Origin of the sequence: Vibrio sp. Isolate22 (assembly GCF_022398115.1) — a bacterium.
In the GTDB taxonomy this organism is placed as follows: Bacteria; Pseudomonadota; Gammaproteobacteria; order Enterobacterales; family Vibrionaceae; genus Vibrio.
The window spans coordinates 53319-69270 of sequence record NZ_JAKEUW010000027.1 but is presented as its reverse complement, the minus strand read 5'-3'; the positions used below and the strand labels follow the sequence as shown (position 1 = coordinate 69270).

Annotated in this window: 13 protein-coding genes; 10 read left to right on the top strand and 3 right to left on the bottom strand. The window is 45.9% G+C overall.

From position 1 onward, the window contains the following. The 7 genes from L1D55_RS15960 to sstT all read left to right on the top strand — a co-directional run. A partial coding sequence (locus tag L1D55_RS15960) for a transposase (protein ID WP_239918106.1) occupies positions 1-241 on the top strand: 241 nt, incomplete at its 5' end. Between the two features lie 289 nt (positions 242-530). Next, positions 531-1451: a DUF368 domain-containing protein gene (locus L1D55_RS15955; RefSeq protein WP_004740444.1), complete on the top strand. Its 921-nt coding sequence runs from the start codon at positions 531-533 to the stop codon at positions 1449-1451. Positions 1452-1647: 196 nt separating this feature from the next. Further along, the gene (locus L1D55_RS15950; RefSeq protein WP_128165082.1) at positions 1648-2088 is read left to right on the top strand and encodes a hypothetical protein; all 441 of its coding nucleotides are present in this window, start codon (positions 1648-1650) and stop codon (positions 2086-2088) included. After that, positions 2085-2681, top strand: a complete 597-nt coding sequence (locus L1D55_RS15945) for an SCO family protein (RefSeq protein WP_128165084.1) — start codon at positions 2085-2087, stop codon at positions 2679-2681. The genes L1D55_RS15950 and L1D55_RS15945 overlap by 4 nt, the downstream gene beginning before the upstream one ends. Before the next feature lie 112 nt (positions 2682-2793). Beyond that, complete coding sequence (locus L1D55_RS15940; RefSeq protein WP_239918105.1) at positions 2794-3252, top strand: copper chaperone PCu(A)C; 459 nt, start codon at positions 2794-2796, stop codon at positions 3250-3252. 504 nt (positions 3253-3756) lie between these two features. After that, on the top strand, positions 3757-4821 hold the full coding sequence (rsgA, locus tag L1D55_RS15935; RefSeq protein ID WP_239918104.1) for a ribosome small subunit-dependent GTPase A: 1065 nt from the start codon (positions 3757-3759) through the stop codon (positions 4819-4821). Between the two features lie 406 nt (positions 4822-5227). Then, entirely contained in the window at positions 5228-6442 is a 1215-nt protein-coding gene (gene sstT, locus L1D55_RS15930; RefSeq protein WP_239918103.1) for a serine/threonine transporter SstT, read from the top strand. Positions 6443-6601: 159 nt separating this feature from the next. Here sstT and L1D55_RS15925 read toward each other — a convergent pair whose 3' ends face one another. The 3 genes from L1D55_RS15925 to L1D55_RS15915 all read right to left on the bottom strand — a co-directional run bounded on the left by L1D55_RS15925 (position 6602) and on the right by L1D55_RS15915 (position 10616). Continuing rightward, entirely contained in the window at positions 6602-7816 is a 1215-nt protein-coding gene (locus tag L1D55_RS15925; protein ID WP_239918107.1) for a tetratricopeptide repeat protein, read from the bottom strand. Positions 7817-8142: 326 nt separating this feature from the next. Then, complete coding sequence (locus tag L1D55_RS15920; protein ID WP_239918102.1) at positions 8143-8745, bottom strand: response regulator; 603 nt, start codon at positions 8743-8745, stop codon at positions 8143-8145. An 11-nt stretch (positions 8746-8756) separates the two neighbouring features. After that, on the bottom strand, positions 8757-10616 hold the full coding sequence (locus L1D55_RS15915) for a sensor histidine kinase (RefSeq protein ID WP_239918101.1): 1860 nt from the start codon (positions 10614-10616) through the stop codon (positions 8757-8759). Positions 10617-10824: 208 nt separating this feature from the next. On the opposite strand from L1D55_RS15915, the gene dsrO reads away from it, so the two are divergent. The 3 genes from dsrO to L1D55_RS15900 are packed head-to-tail and all read left to right on the top strand — an operon-like array spanning position 10825 to position 15841. Next, entirely contained in the window at positions 10825-11631 is an 807-nt protein-coding gene (gene dsrO / locus L1D55_RS15910) for a sulfate reduction electron transfer complex DsrMKJOP subunit DsrO (protein WP_239918100.1), read from the top strand. After that, positions 11628-12734 (top strand): NrfD/PsrC family molybdoenzyme membrane anchor subunit, encoded by a 1107-nt coding sequence (gene nrfD, locus L1D55_RS15905; RefSeq protein ID WP_239918099.1) that lies wholly within the window; start codon positions 11628-11630, stop codon positions 12732-12734. The genes dsrO and nrfD overlap by 4 nt, the downstream gene beginning before the upstream one ends. A gap of 14 nt (positions 12735-12748) precedes the next feature. After that, on the top strand, positions 12749-15841 hold the full coding sequence (locus L1D55_RS15900) for a tetrathionate reductase subunit A (protein ID WP_239918098.1): 3093 nt from the start codon (positions 12749-12751) through the stop codon (positions 15839-15841). The last annotated feature ends 111 nt before the right edge of the window (positions 15842-15952 follow it).

Below are 15952 nucleotides of genomic sequence, written 5' to 3'. Positions count from 1 at the left end.
CTGGGAGGTATGGTGGGCACAAGTGCAAGAAAGTGGAATTAAGCCATTGAAAGAGTTCGCACGAAAACTGAGGCCTTATCTTCACGGTATTATTGGATCGGCAAGTTATCCGCTCAACACCTGCACATTGGAAGGGATAAACAACAAAATAAAGTTAATCAAGCGAATGGGGTATGGGTATCGAGATACAGACTACTTCTTCTTGAAGATAAAAGCGGCTTTCCCCGGAAAGCCGCGATGAACCTTTTATAAGCCCTGCATCGCATAAAAACGGCTAATTTCACATGCGAATTGCAAAGTGCATTTGCATAATGCAATCAGGATGCAATATTGATAAGAGACCAGTTTCATCCCTAGCATTAATGATAAATTACTAAGTGATTGTATTTTAAATGTTAGGCTGATATTCACATCAACGTATTGCCTTACAATTAAGAGAGTAAGAAAAGCACCTTCTCAGTAGCATATTCATACTTTTTTGACAGCAAAGTTTGTATACTGCACGAAATCACCCTCAACTCTATGAAGCAATGAACTACTTAAGTACTTTTTTCAAAGGCATGGCCATGGGCGCAGCTGACGTTGTCCCAGGCGTTTCAGGCGGCACCATCGCATTCATCACAGGTATCTACGATACGCTATTAGAGAGCATTCGCAGAATTAACCCTAGCGTACTTGGTTTATGGAAACGCGAAGGCTTCAAAGCTGCGTTTAACCACATTAATGGCTTTTTCTTAATTTCTTTGTTCGCAGGCGTATTTACCAGCATTGCGACATTCGCAAAACTGATTTCTTGGTTATTGGTCACTCACCCCGTACCTCTATGGTCGTTCTTCTTTGGCCTGATTTTGGTGTCGGTGTTCCATATTCTTAAACAAGTAGAAAAGCGCGATATCATTCGATTCGTGTTTTTACTGCTTGGTGTTGCCTTTGCTTATAGCATTACAGTGCTTAAACCACTGCAAATGGAGCCAACCAGCATCAACATCCTAATTGCAGGTGCGATCGCGATCTGTGCGATGATCTTACCTGGCATATCAGGCAGCTTCATTTTGCTGTTAATTGGTATGTACGGCCCCGTACTTGGCGCCGTGAAGGAATTCCAAATTGACGTACTTGCCCTATTCCTTGCAGGCTGTGTGATCGGTCTGCTGACTTTCTCACATGTACTGTCTTGGCTATTGCGTTCATTCCGCGACTTCACGCTTGTGTTCTTAACCGGTTTGATGATTGGTACGCTGCCTAAGATCTGGCCTTGGAAAGAGACCATCAGCTGGCGCATCAACTCTAAAGGTGAGCAAGTGCCTCTCATTCAAGAGAACTTGTCTCCGTTTAACTTCGAAGCCGTCACCTCTCAGCCTTCTCAACTAACCTTGGCTGTGGTCATGATGCTGGTTGCCATCGCATTAGTTCTTGGCTTAGAAAAGTTCGCCGAGCGCAATGCTGACTAACCTCTAACAATCGAGCGACATTTCGCATGTAGGGTGCTTTGCTTAAATAGCAACGTGCCAGTAAATTGAATCAAAGCGAAGCTACTGGCTTCGCTTTTTTATATCTACCATACGCACAAAATTGCTTTTTGATACAAGCACGTATTGAGTGGTGTGATACCATCGCCGTTCTTATAAAATCAAATGAGAACACGACATGCACCCAGCATTAAAGGTTGCTGCGCTCGGTATTGCGCTGGTCGCTGGTTTTTATGGACCACAGGCAGTCGAGCAATTTAAATCCGTAGTAGAGAGCCACTCTCCTGACGTCAACTTAGATGACTACTGCATGCTTTCAACAACATCGTGTGAGCAAGACAGCGTTGCTATGACCCTTGAGCATGAGACAGCTCAACCTCTAGTCCCAACAAAAATCAAAGTGGTGTGGGACGGCGCAGCATCTGAAACCTTGATGCTATCGCTGACCGGTTTAGAGATGGAAATGGGCTCAGCACGTTTCCAGTTAAAAAATATTGGTAACAACATCTATGAAGGTGATGTCATTTTACCCGTGTGTACCATGGATCACATGACTTGGCTTGGCGAGCTAACTGATGGTGTTGAAACCGTAAAACCTGCAATAAGGATGGCAAGATGAGTAAGAATTGGTCGCTAGCGTTGGTTGTAGCGTTTGTACTTGGCTTTGGAGTAAAAAGCTATCTCGATGGTCAAACAGAGGCTAAAGAGCAACACGCTGAAAAACAACAATTCTCCGAAACAACGCTTTTTGGAAAAGACAACCAACCAATAAAACTCTTTGATGAAACCGATGACAGAATTCGTATCGTTTACTTTGGCTTTACGCGTTGTCCTGACGTTTGTCCAACGTCATTAGCAATGCTAGCTGGAGCACTTAACCAAGTCTCTGATGAATCGAAAGCCAAAATTCGCCCGATGTTTGTTTCTCTTGACCCAGAGCGCGATGCGGCGGAAGCGTCATATGAATACGCGCAGTACTTCAACCCGATGATTGAAGGTATGAGTGGTCCATTGGATGTAACTACGAACCTGGCACATAAATACGGTGTTATTTTCAGAAAGACACAGCTTGAAGGTTCCGAGCTGGAATACACACTTGACCACAGTTCATATTTCTACTTTTTAAAGCCCAACGGTACCTTGATTACTAAAGTACCGCACACGTTGACGCCTGCGCCAATTGTTGAAGCGATCAACACATTGACGCGTTAGAGTGCTAAGAAACTCTAGATACAGCGTGTACAAAAATAAAGAACTCAACCAATAGAGTTCGAAACGTAAAGTCAGGTCCCAGACCAAAACATAAAACAATAAGGACAACAACATGAAGTTAAAAGCACTTGCTCTAGCAGGCTTATTGCTCACTCCTCTTGCTCACGCAAAAAGCGACATCATGGTTCATGACGCGTACGCTCGTGCGACACCGCCAACAGCGGTAAACAGCGCAGTATTTACGACCCTGATGAACCATAGTGACAAAGACCGCGCTATCGTTTCTGCAACGACACCAGCAGCAGGTAAGGTAGAGCTTCATGATGTTATCGTTGAAGGTGACGTGATGAAAATGCGTCAGGTTCAACAGATTATAATCCCAGCAAATGGTGAAGTGGTACTGAAGCCAGGCAGCCTACATATCATGTTGTTTGACCTAGCAAGCAGCCTGAAAGAAGGTGAACAGATCGAAATGACACTGACTTTCGCGAATGGCGAAACACAAACTTTCGAAGCACCCGTTAAGAAAGTGATGAGTGGCATGAAAAAGATGAATCATGATCATCACTAATTCTAAAAACTGATGCTCACGAGTCTTATTAAGACTCGCAACACACATCGGTAAAAAATTAGACAAAATAAGCCACGATGACTTCTCGCCATCGTGGCTTTTTGTTAAACTCCGTTCGCTTTCTGTGCAAAGCGTGACCACATTAATAACCAAGGAGAAGAGAAGATGATTGTAACGAAAACACTAAAACTGGCAGTAAAAGTAATGCGCTAATTTTGTTTGGTTAAACCAACTTTAATCTCGAACTACCAACATTAAGCCACCAGCTGGCTACCGCACACTTTTACCCGGTTTACACTTGATCGAACATGATCAACGCATGCTCACTACGCATGAATCAATCCGGGGTCCTATCTATTTGAATTCGACCCAAACTCTAACGCATTTTTGACGTCTCGACGCTTTTGAGCCTGTAACGCTTTTGGTCTCACCAACGATAAGAGATCCCACAAGAAGTAAATGCTCTTATAAGAAATGAAAGCTCGCACGTCTGGGTAAATAGACATGAATTCACAAACTGCATTTTCTCATCCAATGTCACTTCAACAACTTGGATGGCAACCTGTATTTCAACAACAACTAACACTTGAAGATTACGACCATTCAGTGATCGCACGTATCACCGCGCACCATCGCAGTGGCTACACATTGGCATCTGAACAGGGCGAAATCACTCTACCCATTCATCACAACCAACCGGCAATGACCGTTGGCGATTGGGTAATATTGAACTCTGAACTGCAATTCGATCGCTTACTAGAGCGCCAATCGCTCTTTAGCCGAAAAGCTGCAGGCAGTCGTGTTGCTGAACAATATATTTCAGCCAATATCGACACAGTGTTTATCGTGGTTTCATTGAACAACGACTTTAATCTGAGTCGCATCGAACGCTACCTAGCACTCGCTAATGAAGCACAAGTGGAAGCGGTTATCGTCCTGACTAAGAAAGACTTGTGTGACGACTACGAAGACAAAGTACGACAGGTACAAAGCTTAGACCCGATGCTCATGATCGAAGCGGTCAATAGCCTAGATCAAGACTCAACCCAAGTACTGTCACCTTGGTGTAAAACCGGTAAGACCGTCGCGCTAATGGGCTCTTCTGGTGTGGGTAAGTCGACTTTGGTTAACTCACTGCTAGGTGAAACATCGCAGGCAACAGGTGGTATTCGTGAAGACGACAGTAAAGGCCGTCATACAACGACATCACGATCACTCCACTTGCTAACATCAGGTGGCTTGCTACTCGACACTCCTGGAATGCGAGAGCTACAGCTTGCAGACTGCGCTGAAGGCGTGAGTGAAACTTTTTCAGACGTAGAAGAGTTAGCAATGCACTGCCGCTTCTCTGATTGTCATCATGAATCAGAACCGGGATGCAAGATAAGGGTAGCTATTGAGAGTGGTGAGCTGTCTGAGAGACGATTTACTAACTATCAAAAGCTACTGAGAGAACAAGCAAGAAACGGCGCTTCTCTTGCAGAGCAACGAGCTAACAATAAGCAGCTTTCCAAGATGTACCGAAACGTACAGTCAGAAAGCCGCAACATTAAGAAAGGTTCTGCTTAAACAGTTGGCACATGAACGCGATCTAAGTTCATAGCTCATCGTTTAACCGAGAACTTCAAGCCCCATAGTGTTGATCGCGTGGGGCTTTTTCTTTCAGCGTGATTGGGAAGCGACTATTTACGCACACAATGTTCTTACCAATCGCCATTTACATCCTCTAATTTACAGTATATTAGCTCTATCAAATATGGATTTGCAGATTTATAGCTCAATCAAAATACATTTATTTAACATTTAGCTCTAAAAACACCACGTAGTGCAAACAATCACACTAAAAGTAAACTATTCCTAGACACCCGCTACGATCCCGCTAATATGACCGCCCATTCCACTAGTGTATAGTTGGATTCGGTACAACTTTATAAAAGATACATCACTATAATAAATTAACAATTGCAGGTATTTTATGCAAAATCACAACATGCTCGCCCGCATCGCTCGTGGGAATCTTGTCCTACAGATCCTTGCTGGTATTGTTTTCGGTGTCGTTCTCGCCATGGTTTCTCCTTCAGCAGCTCAAGACGCAGGCCTTTTAGGTAGTCTGTTTGTTGGCGCTCTGAAAGCTGTTGCCCCAATTTTAGTATTCATTCTTGTTGCAGCTTCTATCGCAAACCAAAAGAAAGGTCAGCATACTCATATGCGTCCAATCATCGTGCTTTACTTGATTGGTACTTTCTCTGCAGCACTAACAGCAGTAGTACTTAGCTTCATGTTCCCAACCACTTTGACACTGGTTGCGGGCGCAGAAGGTGCTAACCCTCCTCAAGGTATTGCTGAAGTACTTCACACACTTCTATTTAAACTTGTAGACAACCCAGTAAGTGCGCTAATGAACGCAAACTACATCGGTATTCTTGCTTGGGCTATCGGTCTTGGTCTTGCTCTGCACCACGCATCTGCAACAACAAAAGCGGTTTTCGAAGATCTAAGCCACAGTGTTTCACACATTGTTCGCTTCATCATTCGCCTAGCGCCATTTGGTATCTTCGGTCTAGTTTCAGCGACTTTCGCAACCACTGGTTTTGAGGCGCTAGCAAGCTACGGTCAACTTCTTGCGGTACTACTAGGTTCAATGCTAATCATTGCTCTAGTGGTTAACCCGCTGCTTGTTTTCGTTAAAACAAAGCAGAACCCATACCCTCTAGTATTCCAATGTATTCGTGAATCAGGTGTAACTGCATTCTTCACTCGTTCAAGTGCTGCGAACATCCCAGTAAACATGAACCTTTGTAAGAAACTAAACCTAGACGAAGACACTTACTCTGTATCGATCCCACTAGGTGCAACCATCAACATGGCTGGTGCTGCAATCACTATCACCGTGTTAACGCTGGCTGCTGTACACACGATGGGTATTGAGATTGATATCTTCACTGCAATCCTACTAAGCCTTGTTGCTGCGGTATCTGCATGTGGTGCATCTGGTGTTGCGGGTGGCTCACTGCTACTTATCCCTCTTGCATGTGGTCTATTCGGTATCTCAAATGATGTTGCGATGCAGGTAGTGGCGGTAGGTTTCATCATCGGTGTGATTCAAGACTCTGCTGAAACAGCGCTTAACAGCTCGACAGACGTAATATTCACCGCTGCGGTATGCAAAGCTGAGCAGAATAAAGCTTAATTAGCCTTTATTCGCTCATAAGCCAAAAGCTATATAAAGAAAAAGGGAAGCATCTGCTTCCCTTTTTTGTTGTCTAAATTTCATTATATCCACTCAAGCTGTATTCAACTTATCACGATGGATAACGTGTTCCATGGATAATCCAATGAACACCACTAACTAGCTTCTACTCCAATTAGACTGACTAAAATCTAGCGGATCACTAGTCTGGTTAGCTTGCTTCTCTGTTGGTGCTTGCTTCTCTGTTGGTGCTTGCTCTGTGTTCGGTTGCTGGCTGTAATCGGTATTCGCTTCTTGAGCATTCGATAGCGGCGTTTCTAGATGGCTAGTCTCTACATTTAATGACTCACCTTCTTCATCAGACCCTTCTTTCACTTTCTTTGGAATCGGTATATTGCGTTTGTAGAGCTTATTGAGTGCTTTGATTATTGAGTGCTTGGTAATGGCTTGTTGGGTAAGCTTCGTCATGATCGGTTTAGTCAGCGCTTGTAAGCCCACAACTGCATCGACACCTAGTTCACCGCCTACTTTATCTCGCTGCTGCTTAGCTTCTGAATAGCCAAAATGAGCAGATAGGAATAGCCAGATATAAGCAATCGCATTACCATTGTCACCATGGTCTATCCATGCCTCACCCGCTCTAAACATCGCCTCTGCGCTGTTCTTTTCTGCTGCAGTTTCAAACCAGTACACGGCCTCACCATGGTTTGGTTCTACGCCGACACCATTTAAGTAACTCATACCCAGTTTAATCTTACCGTCTAGGTTGTTTTTCTCTGCCGCTTTGCGATACCAATCAACAGAGCTTTCTGCGGAGTAGTCTGGGTTTTCTTTGTCTAGGCACCAGTCACCCATGAATAGCATCGCTTCGGTATTACCACCAGCGGCAGATTCCTCAATATAGGTGTAACCCTTGGGAATGTTCTTTACAGTCCCGCGCCCATGAACCAGCGCTTTACCCATCTCAAATTTTGCCGACATGTCGTTGTCTAAAGCTGCGATCGCAAGCTGCCAAAAGTTAGCTTGCTCTCTTAAGATCAGGTCTTCTTTGCGCTTCATGCTCAAGCGAACAATGCCGTACATGCCGTTGACGTTATCCAAATGCGCCGCTTTATCGTACCAATATAACGCTTCCTTGATATTGTTACGCTCCGCTTCTTTCGCCAAAAATAGAATCGACGGGACATGCCCGGTTTCTGCTTTAAAGTGGCGCTCTTTTTGCTCTTGGATACGTGCTTTTTCAATCGCCTTTCGGTAAGCGACAGCACGCGCTTTACGTTCTTGTTCCAAGCGCTGTTTTCTCAGTGATAAAGAAATCAGCCACACGGCAACAAGTATTAACGAAAGAGCAGTCGCACCAATTGCGATTCCCATTGTACTCATAAAATGTTTAACCTAATTCGGTTCCGTTCTACCCTATATCGGCCACAAGCTGCCTATATTGAGTAGTTAATTTCTGGGGCTATTAGCCCTGACGATGACAAGAGACGCTGTCTCTACACGCTCCGCCTTAAACTTGATTCAGTATCTCAGGAATACATAACGATAAGAAGTCTGCAAAGACTAATCCGTACGCAACCCACAAATCGTGTGATCTTACTTCAATAAGGGTGTTCTCTCGAGCTTACCTTTCATCAAACGAGGCTCAACCGCTTACCAGATACTGATGATTCAAAACTTATGACCAAATGCTGCGATGATTAGGTCAATTGCCCATAAATGTAAGCTAACTCAGCGACCGTTTTTGCAGAAAACTTCTTCATCAAACTCGCTCGATGAACTTCAACTGTCCTTACTGCGATGCACAGCTCATCGGCAATTTTCTGATTGCGCTTGCCGTCAATAATCTGTTTAAGAATATCGATTTCGCGCTCAGTTAACGAAGCATAGGCCTGACGGTAGACGTTCATGTGCAAATGCTTTTCTGAAGCCGCTAAACCTTGCTTAATCGCCTCAGCCAACTCTCCGCCTTTGACCGGCTTCTGGAAGAAATTCACCGCTCCAGCTTGCAGCGCTTCTACTGCCATAGGTACATCACCATGACCAGTGAGATAGATAACCGAAAGCGGGCTCTGTGCTTTCAACATCAGTTCATGAACTTGCTGCCCTCTCATCTCCGGCATTCTGCTATCGAGCACTACACACCCAGCCGCACTTAAATCAACGGCATCGAGAAAACTCGGACCATCTTGATAGGCTGACACCGTAAAATCATGCTCTTCCAGTAAGAACACCAATGAATCGCGCATTGATTCATCGTCATCAACCACATAGACCGGTAACGTTTGATGAAGTTCAGACATAACAAGATTCCTCATGAATCATTTGAAAGAGAGAAAGGTAACGTCACCACGACGTGACAACCATGTGGAGTGAGAGACGTAATGCTCATTTGACCGCTGTGGTCTTCAATCACGTCTTGGCATATCGCAAGCCCTAGACCCAAACCATTTTCTTTGCTGCTCACAAAGGCTTGAGTCACTTGATGCTCGGCAAAATCTAATCCGGTGCCATTATCGATAACCGACAACATCATTTTATCGGCTTGATACTCGGTAATCACTTTAATTGTCGCTGGCTCGTCGTTTTTGTTATCAATATCAGACATCGCGTGCTGCTGGGCATTACACGCATCGGTCGCATTGTTGATAAGGTTGACTATCACTTGTTGGAGGCCCACAGGGTCAATATAGAGATCAATAGGTCGACCAACGACGTAACGCTCAATGGTAATTTGGTGCTGTTCAAGGCGGAATTGCAATAGCTCAATAGTGTCCGTTAGTAACTGCTCTATGTCGGTCTTTGACTTCTCTGCTGAGCGTTTCTTTATCATGTTTCTTAGGCGCTGAATGATCGCGTCTGCACGATCCACTTGTGATTGGATCTTCTCAAAGACCGGCTCAATATCGGTGATTGGTTTGTTTTTGGAAATACGTAGCAGACCACCTTCACTGTAGTTTCGAATAGCCGCCAAAGGTTGATTGATCTCATGTGCAAGGCTGCTCCCCAGTTCGCCCACGACGGCAATGCGTTGAGAATGTTCTAACTGTTCACTCTTACTCTTTAGCTTGTTAAGTGTCGCCTCTAACTGCTTTTTGCTGCGGCTGAACTTGTACTCAAGCCAAAAGTGGTAAGCATTCAAGAACACCACTAACAAGAAAAACGCCCATGCCCATTGCTGATTGTACTTAAGCCAGATTAACGCTTCTTTCCACCAAGGTTGTTGTAGTGGATGCATGTCGAGTTGCTGGTAGAGCTTGTCGATAGGCAGCAAACTGGTTGGTGAAGTCCAGCCTGAAGCATTCGCTGCAATGGCAGGCGCACTGCTTTTTGGCATGGAAAATAGTACCTGGCTCATTTGCTTAGCCAGTGAAGAAGAGGCTCGCTCCGTTTTGGCAAATGACCAATTGGAATATAAAGGTGTAGACACTTGGCATCGGAACCCTTCAGGCGCTTGGTTGCCGATAACACGATATTGATCGGCCACCAACAATCCTTCGCTGATCATGTTTTCAACCAAACACGCAGGAACCACTGCCGCTTCAATATGGCCTTCTCGCAGTTGATACAGACTCGCATCAATCGGGAAACCCAAGAAATGGGTATTAGAGAAAAATTGGTTAGGGTTAAGCCCTTCCTGCATCACTTGGTAACGCATGGTGAGATACCCACCAAACGCATTTTCAGAAACCGCCGCGATTGGCTTTCCGCTGAGCTGTTCAAATGAGATATATGGTGACATCCTTCTGACCACCAAGGCCGATCCGATACTGCGCGTGCTGCTCACACTTTGGTCGTCGTAGTTGTGGCTAGTCATAGTCGCCATCCAAGAGAGGTCATACTGACGCCCTAAACGAACCGCCTGGCCGGGATTAGTGATTACAAAATCGACCTCGACCTTCTTTACCGCTTCCGCCATCTCTTCCAAATTAAAAGGCTTGAGAACAAAGTGTTTTCCTGGGATACGCTCAGACAACCAGTCCATCGTTGGTTGCCAGCGTTGTTGCGCTGCAAGTTTGCCCCTGATGGCTAAAACACCCACTTCAATCGTCTGCTCTGATTCAATCGTATTTGTCGCTACCGAAACAGGTTCCGTTTGAGCAGCGAAACAAATACCTGCACTCAAACTCAGCCAGCACGTACTGATGAATGTAGTGAAGTTGCGAACAGTCACGGACATCTCTTTATTCAATCGGGTTACCTATTCAATGATTTCTCAATGCGTGAAGCACTTTTAAATAAAGCATAACAGCTAGATAGCGAAAACCACATTTGTTCTAGATCAACTTTGATCTGGGAATGTGGAAATCCACAATACCCCGTGTAGGGTCAAAATCTGACAATGAGCTCAACAGAACCAATACCCATTTATAGGTACCAATATGGACTCATTGAAAAGACGGTTTCTCAGCCAGTTCGGCAAAGTTTCCGCTGGTGCTGCGCTCATTCCCATTACCGGAATCAACACCGCAGTTGCCAGTACAGCCATTCGCAATAACAACCAACCAGACCGTAAAGGCGAAGTGGGTAAACGCTACGCCATGGCGATTGATTTGCGTAAATGCGTAGGCTGTCAGGCATGCACAGTGGGGTGTAGCGTTGAAAACCAAGCACCGATTGGCCAGTTCAGAACCACCGTAAAACAGTATGAAGTCTCCCTCAATGATGGTTCAACAGCTCAACAAGAGGTGAAGTCATTCATGCTGCCTCGCCTGTGTAACCACTGTGACAATGCACCGTGCATTAAAGTCTGTCCTGTTCAAGCCACCTTCCAACGTGAAGATGGCATTGTGATGGTCGATAACGAACGTTGCGTAGCTTGTGCTTATTGTGTTCAAGCCTGCCCTTACGATGCTCGCTTCATTAACCATGACACACTGACCGCCGACAAATGTACTTTCTGTGCACACCGCCTTGAGGATGGCTTACTACCCGCTTGCGTCGAAACCTGTGTCGGCGGCGCACGTGTAATCGGTGACCTTAAAGATCCAAACAGCGAGATCAACCGCCTGCTCAATGAAAACCAAGACGACATCAAGGTGCTTAAACCAGAGCAGAATACCAACCCACATGTTTTCTATATCGGCATTAACGAGCGATTCGTTAGTCACATTGAAGGCCAACCTGCGATTTATGATCCTGCCGCCATTGATAACTCATCTTCTAGCAAACAAGGAGAGACAGCATGAATATCACCGAGGTGTTAGTTCCCGCTCAAGAGATTGCTTGGCTACCGTGGGCGGTTCAATATTTCTTCTATATTGGTTCAGCTTACGCAGCGGCTATTCTGTTTTTGATTGCACTGTTCTTCAAAAACTCTACCAGCCATCAATTCCGTTCAGCCCTTGTACTAGTGATGGCCATTGGCGCCATTGTTGGACCATTAGCCCTTACTGGTGACTTACACCAACCTGGACGTGCGTGGCACTTCTACGCACACATCACGCCTTGGTCATGGATGTCACTGGGTTCTCTGTTTCTTCCTTTGTTCTCTGGTCTGGCTGTCGCGACGGCTTGGGTTTACTTGCGTGATGACATCGCACAACTTAAAGAAAGTGAAAACCCGCTTCTAAAGCGCTTGTCTTGGTTAACCCTAGGCCAATGGCAGGTTTCAGCAAAACTAATGATTGTACTCGCTGCTGTGACGGCCATTTCGGGCCTAAGCATCGCGCTTTACACAGGTGCCGAGATCGCAATTTTGGCGAGCCGACCACTTTGGCATCAACCGGCTTCTCCACTGCTTTGGTTTACGACTGCATTTTTTGCTGCAACGGGTTTAACGCTGGTGATTTGGGCTTTTCTGCCTTCAAGCAAGCCAAGCTTAAAACCAACCGACCTCGCTCTGGTACAAAGAACCATTACCTTAACAGGCGGCCTCGCCATCATTCTTACGTCGATTTGGGCTTCTAACCATGGTCACTTCAACCTGTATGAGGACGACGCTTGGGGCATTAATTTGGGCATCATGACCGCCAGCATTTTGTTGTGCATGATCTCGGTTTTACCTCTACAACGCTTATCTCAAAGCAAACTAGGAATTATTTGTGTAGCACTTTCGACCATAGTTTCAGCATGGGCAGTACGCTGGGTAACCATGATGGAAGTTCAAACCATTCCACGTTTTGATGTAGGTGCATTCCCTTATGAAATGCCAATGGGTAGCTCAGGTTTACTTGGCATTGTTGGTATGTGTGGTCTCTGGTTAGCGCTTGCATTGTTCGCTTCTGAAATCGTGTCTACTGGCTCTGGAACAAAAACATCATCACCACTTAACCGCTCACATAGCTTGTAGTCTGAGGAATCATCATGGATAACAAACGTCGTCAATTTTTAAAAGCAGGCCTTGCTGCCGGTGGTGTTGGAGCTTTTGCTGCAGGTTATGCGACAACCACAAAACACATGGTTCACGGTGCTATCGATGGCACTGCGGGTAAGAAAACTAAACACATCCATCACGGCAATTCGTTAGAGACGGAATACAGTGTCGATGAACAAGGTAAGATCTCGCCAAACCCAAACCAACGCGTGGCTCCATCAATGTGTTTTGGCTGCTGGACACTATGTGGCTTGCGTGTGCGTATCGATAACCGCAACGATGAGATCTTACGTATCTCAGGTAACCCATATCACCCGCTTTCAAGTGATCAGCAAATCCCGTTCAAAACACCGGTGAAAGAGGCCTATATTGGCTTGTCTGGTGAATCAGGCATCAATAATCGCTCGACAGCCTGCGCCCGTGGTAACGGCATGTTAGAGATTCAAAACAGCCCATACCGAATCACTCAACCGCTAAAACGTGTTGGTAAGCGTGGTGAAGGCAAGTGGGAACCAATCAGCTACGAACAGCTAATCTCTGAGATCACTGAAGGGGGTGACTTGTTCGGTGAAGGCGAAGTGGAAGGCTTACGCTCGATTCGCGACATCGAAACACCGCTAGACCCAAACAACCCTGAATACGGTCCAAAAGCCAACCAGTTATTGGTAACCAATGCCGGCAATGAAGGCCGTGATGATATCTTGAAACGCTTTGCGTTTAACAGCTATGGTACTCGTAACTTCGGCCACCACGGCTCTTACTGTGGCTACGCATTCCGCGCAGGTTCTGGCGCAATCATGAATGACTTGGACAAGTTCTCACACTTAAAACCCGACTTTAACAACGCAGAATTCATTCTGTTCATCGGTATGTCTCCGGCTCAAGCAGGCAACCCATTTAAGCGCCAAGCACGACAGCTGGCCGAGGCTCGTACTAACGGAAAACTGAGCTACACCATAGTGACACCAAGCCTTCCTGCAGGATCGTCAAGCCTTGCGGCGGGTGATCGCAACAACTGGCTTCCGATCAAACCGGGCACCGATTCAGCATTAGTTCTGGGGATGATCCAGTGGATCATCGAAAATCAGCGCTACAATCATGATTTCTTGTCTCGCCCGAGCGCACAAGCGATGAAGAAAGCAGGTACTACACACTGGTGTAATGCATCTCACCTAGTGATCAGCGACGAAACGCACCCACAAAACGGACGCATGCTTCGCGCATCGGATATTGGCTTGCTAGAAACAGGCGAACCGATGTCTGACGATGATGCATTTATCGCACTGGATGTGACAACGTCACTGTTAACATCAAATGTGCAGGTCGATGAGGCGGCGTTATTTGTCGATCAAGACGTAGAAATTGATGGTCAAACCGTTCGTGTGAAGTCTTCTCTACAAAGATTGAAAGAAGAAGCCTTCAAATATGACCTTGCTTATTACAGCGAGCAGTGTGAAATCCCACAAGATCAGATTATTGCACTGGCGAAACGCTTCACCAGTTACGGGACAAAAGCCGTCGTCGATACTCACGGTGGCAACATGCACACCAATGGCTTCTACAATTCGTTCTCTATCCTAATGCTGAACGCGCTGATCGGTAACATCAACGCGAAAGGTGGTGCGATGGCAAAAGCAGGTGGCTACCCAACTTCTGTTGCAGGCTCTCGTTACGACTTTACCAAGTTCAAAGGTAAGACGAAGCCGCAAGGTGTGTTCTTATCTCGTAGTAAATTCCCATATCACAAAACCAGCGAATTCAAACGCCGTGTTGCTGCCGGTGAGTCACCTTATCCAACACGTGCTCCGTGGTACCCAATCTCTGCGCCGCTGCTAACCGAGCATTTGTCAGCGGCGATTGATGGCTACCCATATCGCGCAAAAGCGTGGATCAACCACATGGCGAACCCACTTTATGGCGTTCCGGGGTTAGACAACCTATTAGGCGAGAAACTTAAAGATCCAAAACAATTGGGTTTGATCGTCTCTATCGATGCCTTCATTAATGAAACCACAGCACTATCAGATTATCTCGTGCCTGACACGGTAACCTACGAAAGCTGGGGCATGGCAACACCTTGGCATGGCGTTGCAACTAAGGCGATCACTGCTCGCTGGCCGATTGTTGAACCTAAGACCTCACGCACGCAAGACGGACGCGCCATCAACTTAGAGAACTTCTTTATTGATCTGGCAAAAACGCTTGATCTCGGTGGCTTCGGTGAAAATGCAATCAAAGACAGCCAAGGCAATTGGCACGGTATTCATAGCGCTGAAGACTTCTACCTTCGCTCTGCGGCTAACCTAGCATTTGCCAAAGGCGGCGTGCCGAATGTAGATGCAGATGACATTGTTTGGTCTGGCCTAGAGCGCCTAATGCCAGTGATGAACAAAACGCTCAAGCCAGAAGAGATGCTCAAGGTGGCATACATTTTTGCACGTGGAGGTCGTTTTGAGGACGCCACCAATGCCTACACTAATAAAACAATGAAGTACAAATGGACCAAACCACTAGCTATCTGGAATGAAAAGCTCGGTACTTCTCGCAATACCATCAGTGGTGAGCAATACATAGGTTGCCCAACGTGGCATCCACAAAAGCTTGCAGACGGAACGCCTTTAGCTGAGCAGTTCCCAACAAAAGAGTGGCCATTTACCCTGACTAACTTTAAATCCAATATTCATAGTGCGGTGTCTAACTTGTCACCACGCTTAGAATCTATCAAGGGTGTGAATCCGGTGTACATTCACCCGCAAGACGCCTCTTCAGCGGGCATCAAAACCGGTGACGTATTTGCCATTGAAACGCCGAGCGCAACCACGAAGGCGTTGGCGATGGTGATTGATGGCATCAAGCCGGGAACCTTAGGCTTTGAGCATGGCTTTGGTCACAAAGAGCTCGGGGAACGTGCACACTGGATTGGCGACACACAACAACCAGTGAAGATGAAGTCCAACGATGGCGTTAACATCAATGATATTGGTCTGATTGACCCGACGAGAGAAGGCAAAGGAGTCATGCTTGATTGGGTAGTCGGCGCCGCAGCAAGACAGGCGCTTCCGGCGAAGATCTACAAGGTCTAATTCTCGATAACCTTCGTCCAATAATAAAATAAACAGAGCAACTTCATTATTCGGAGTTGCTCTTTTTTCAGATACCTCATTCAACTTAAACCTTCCTCTATCTATTCTTTT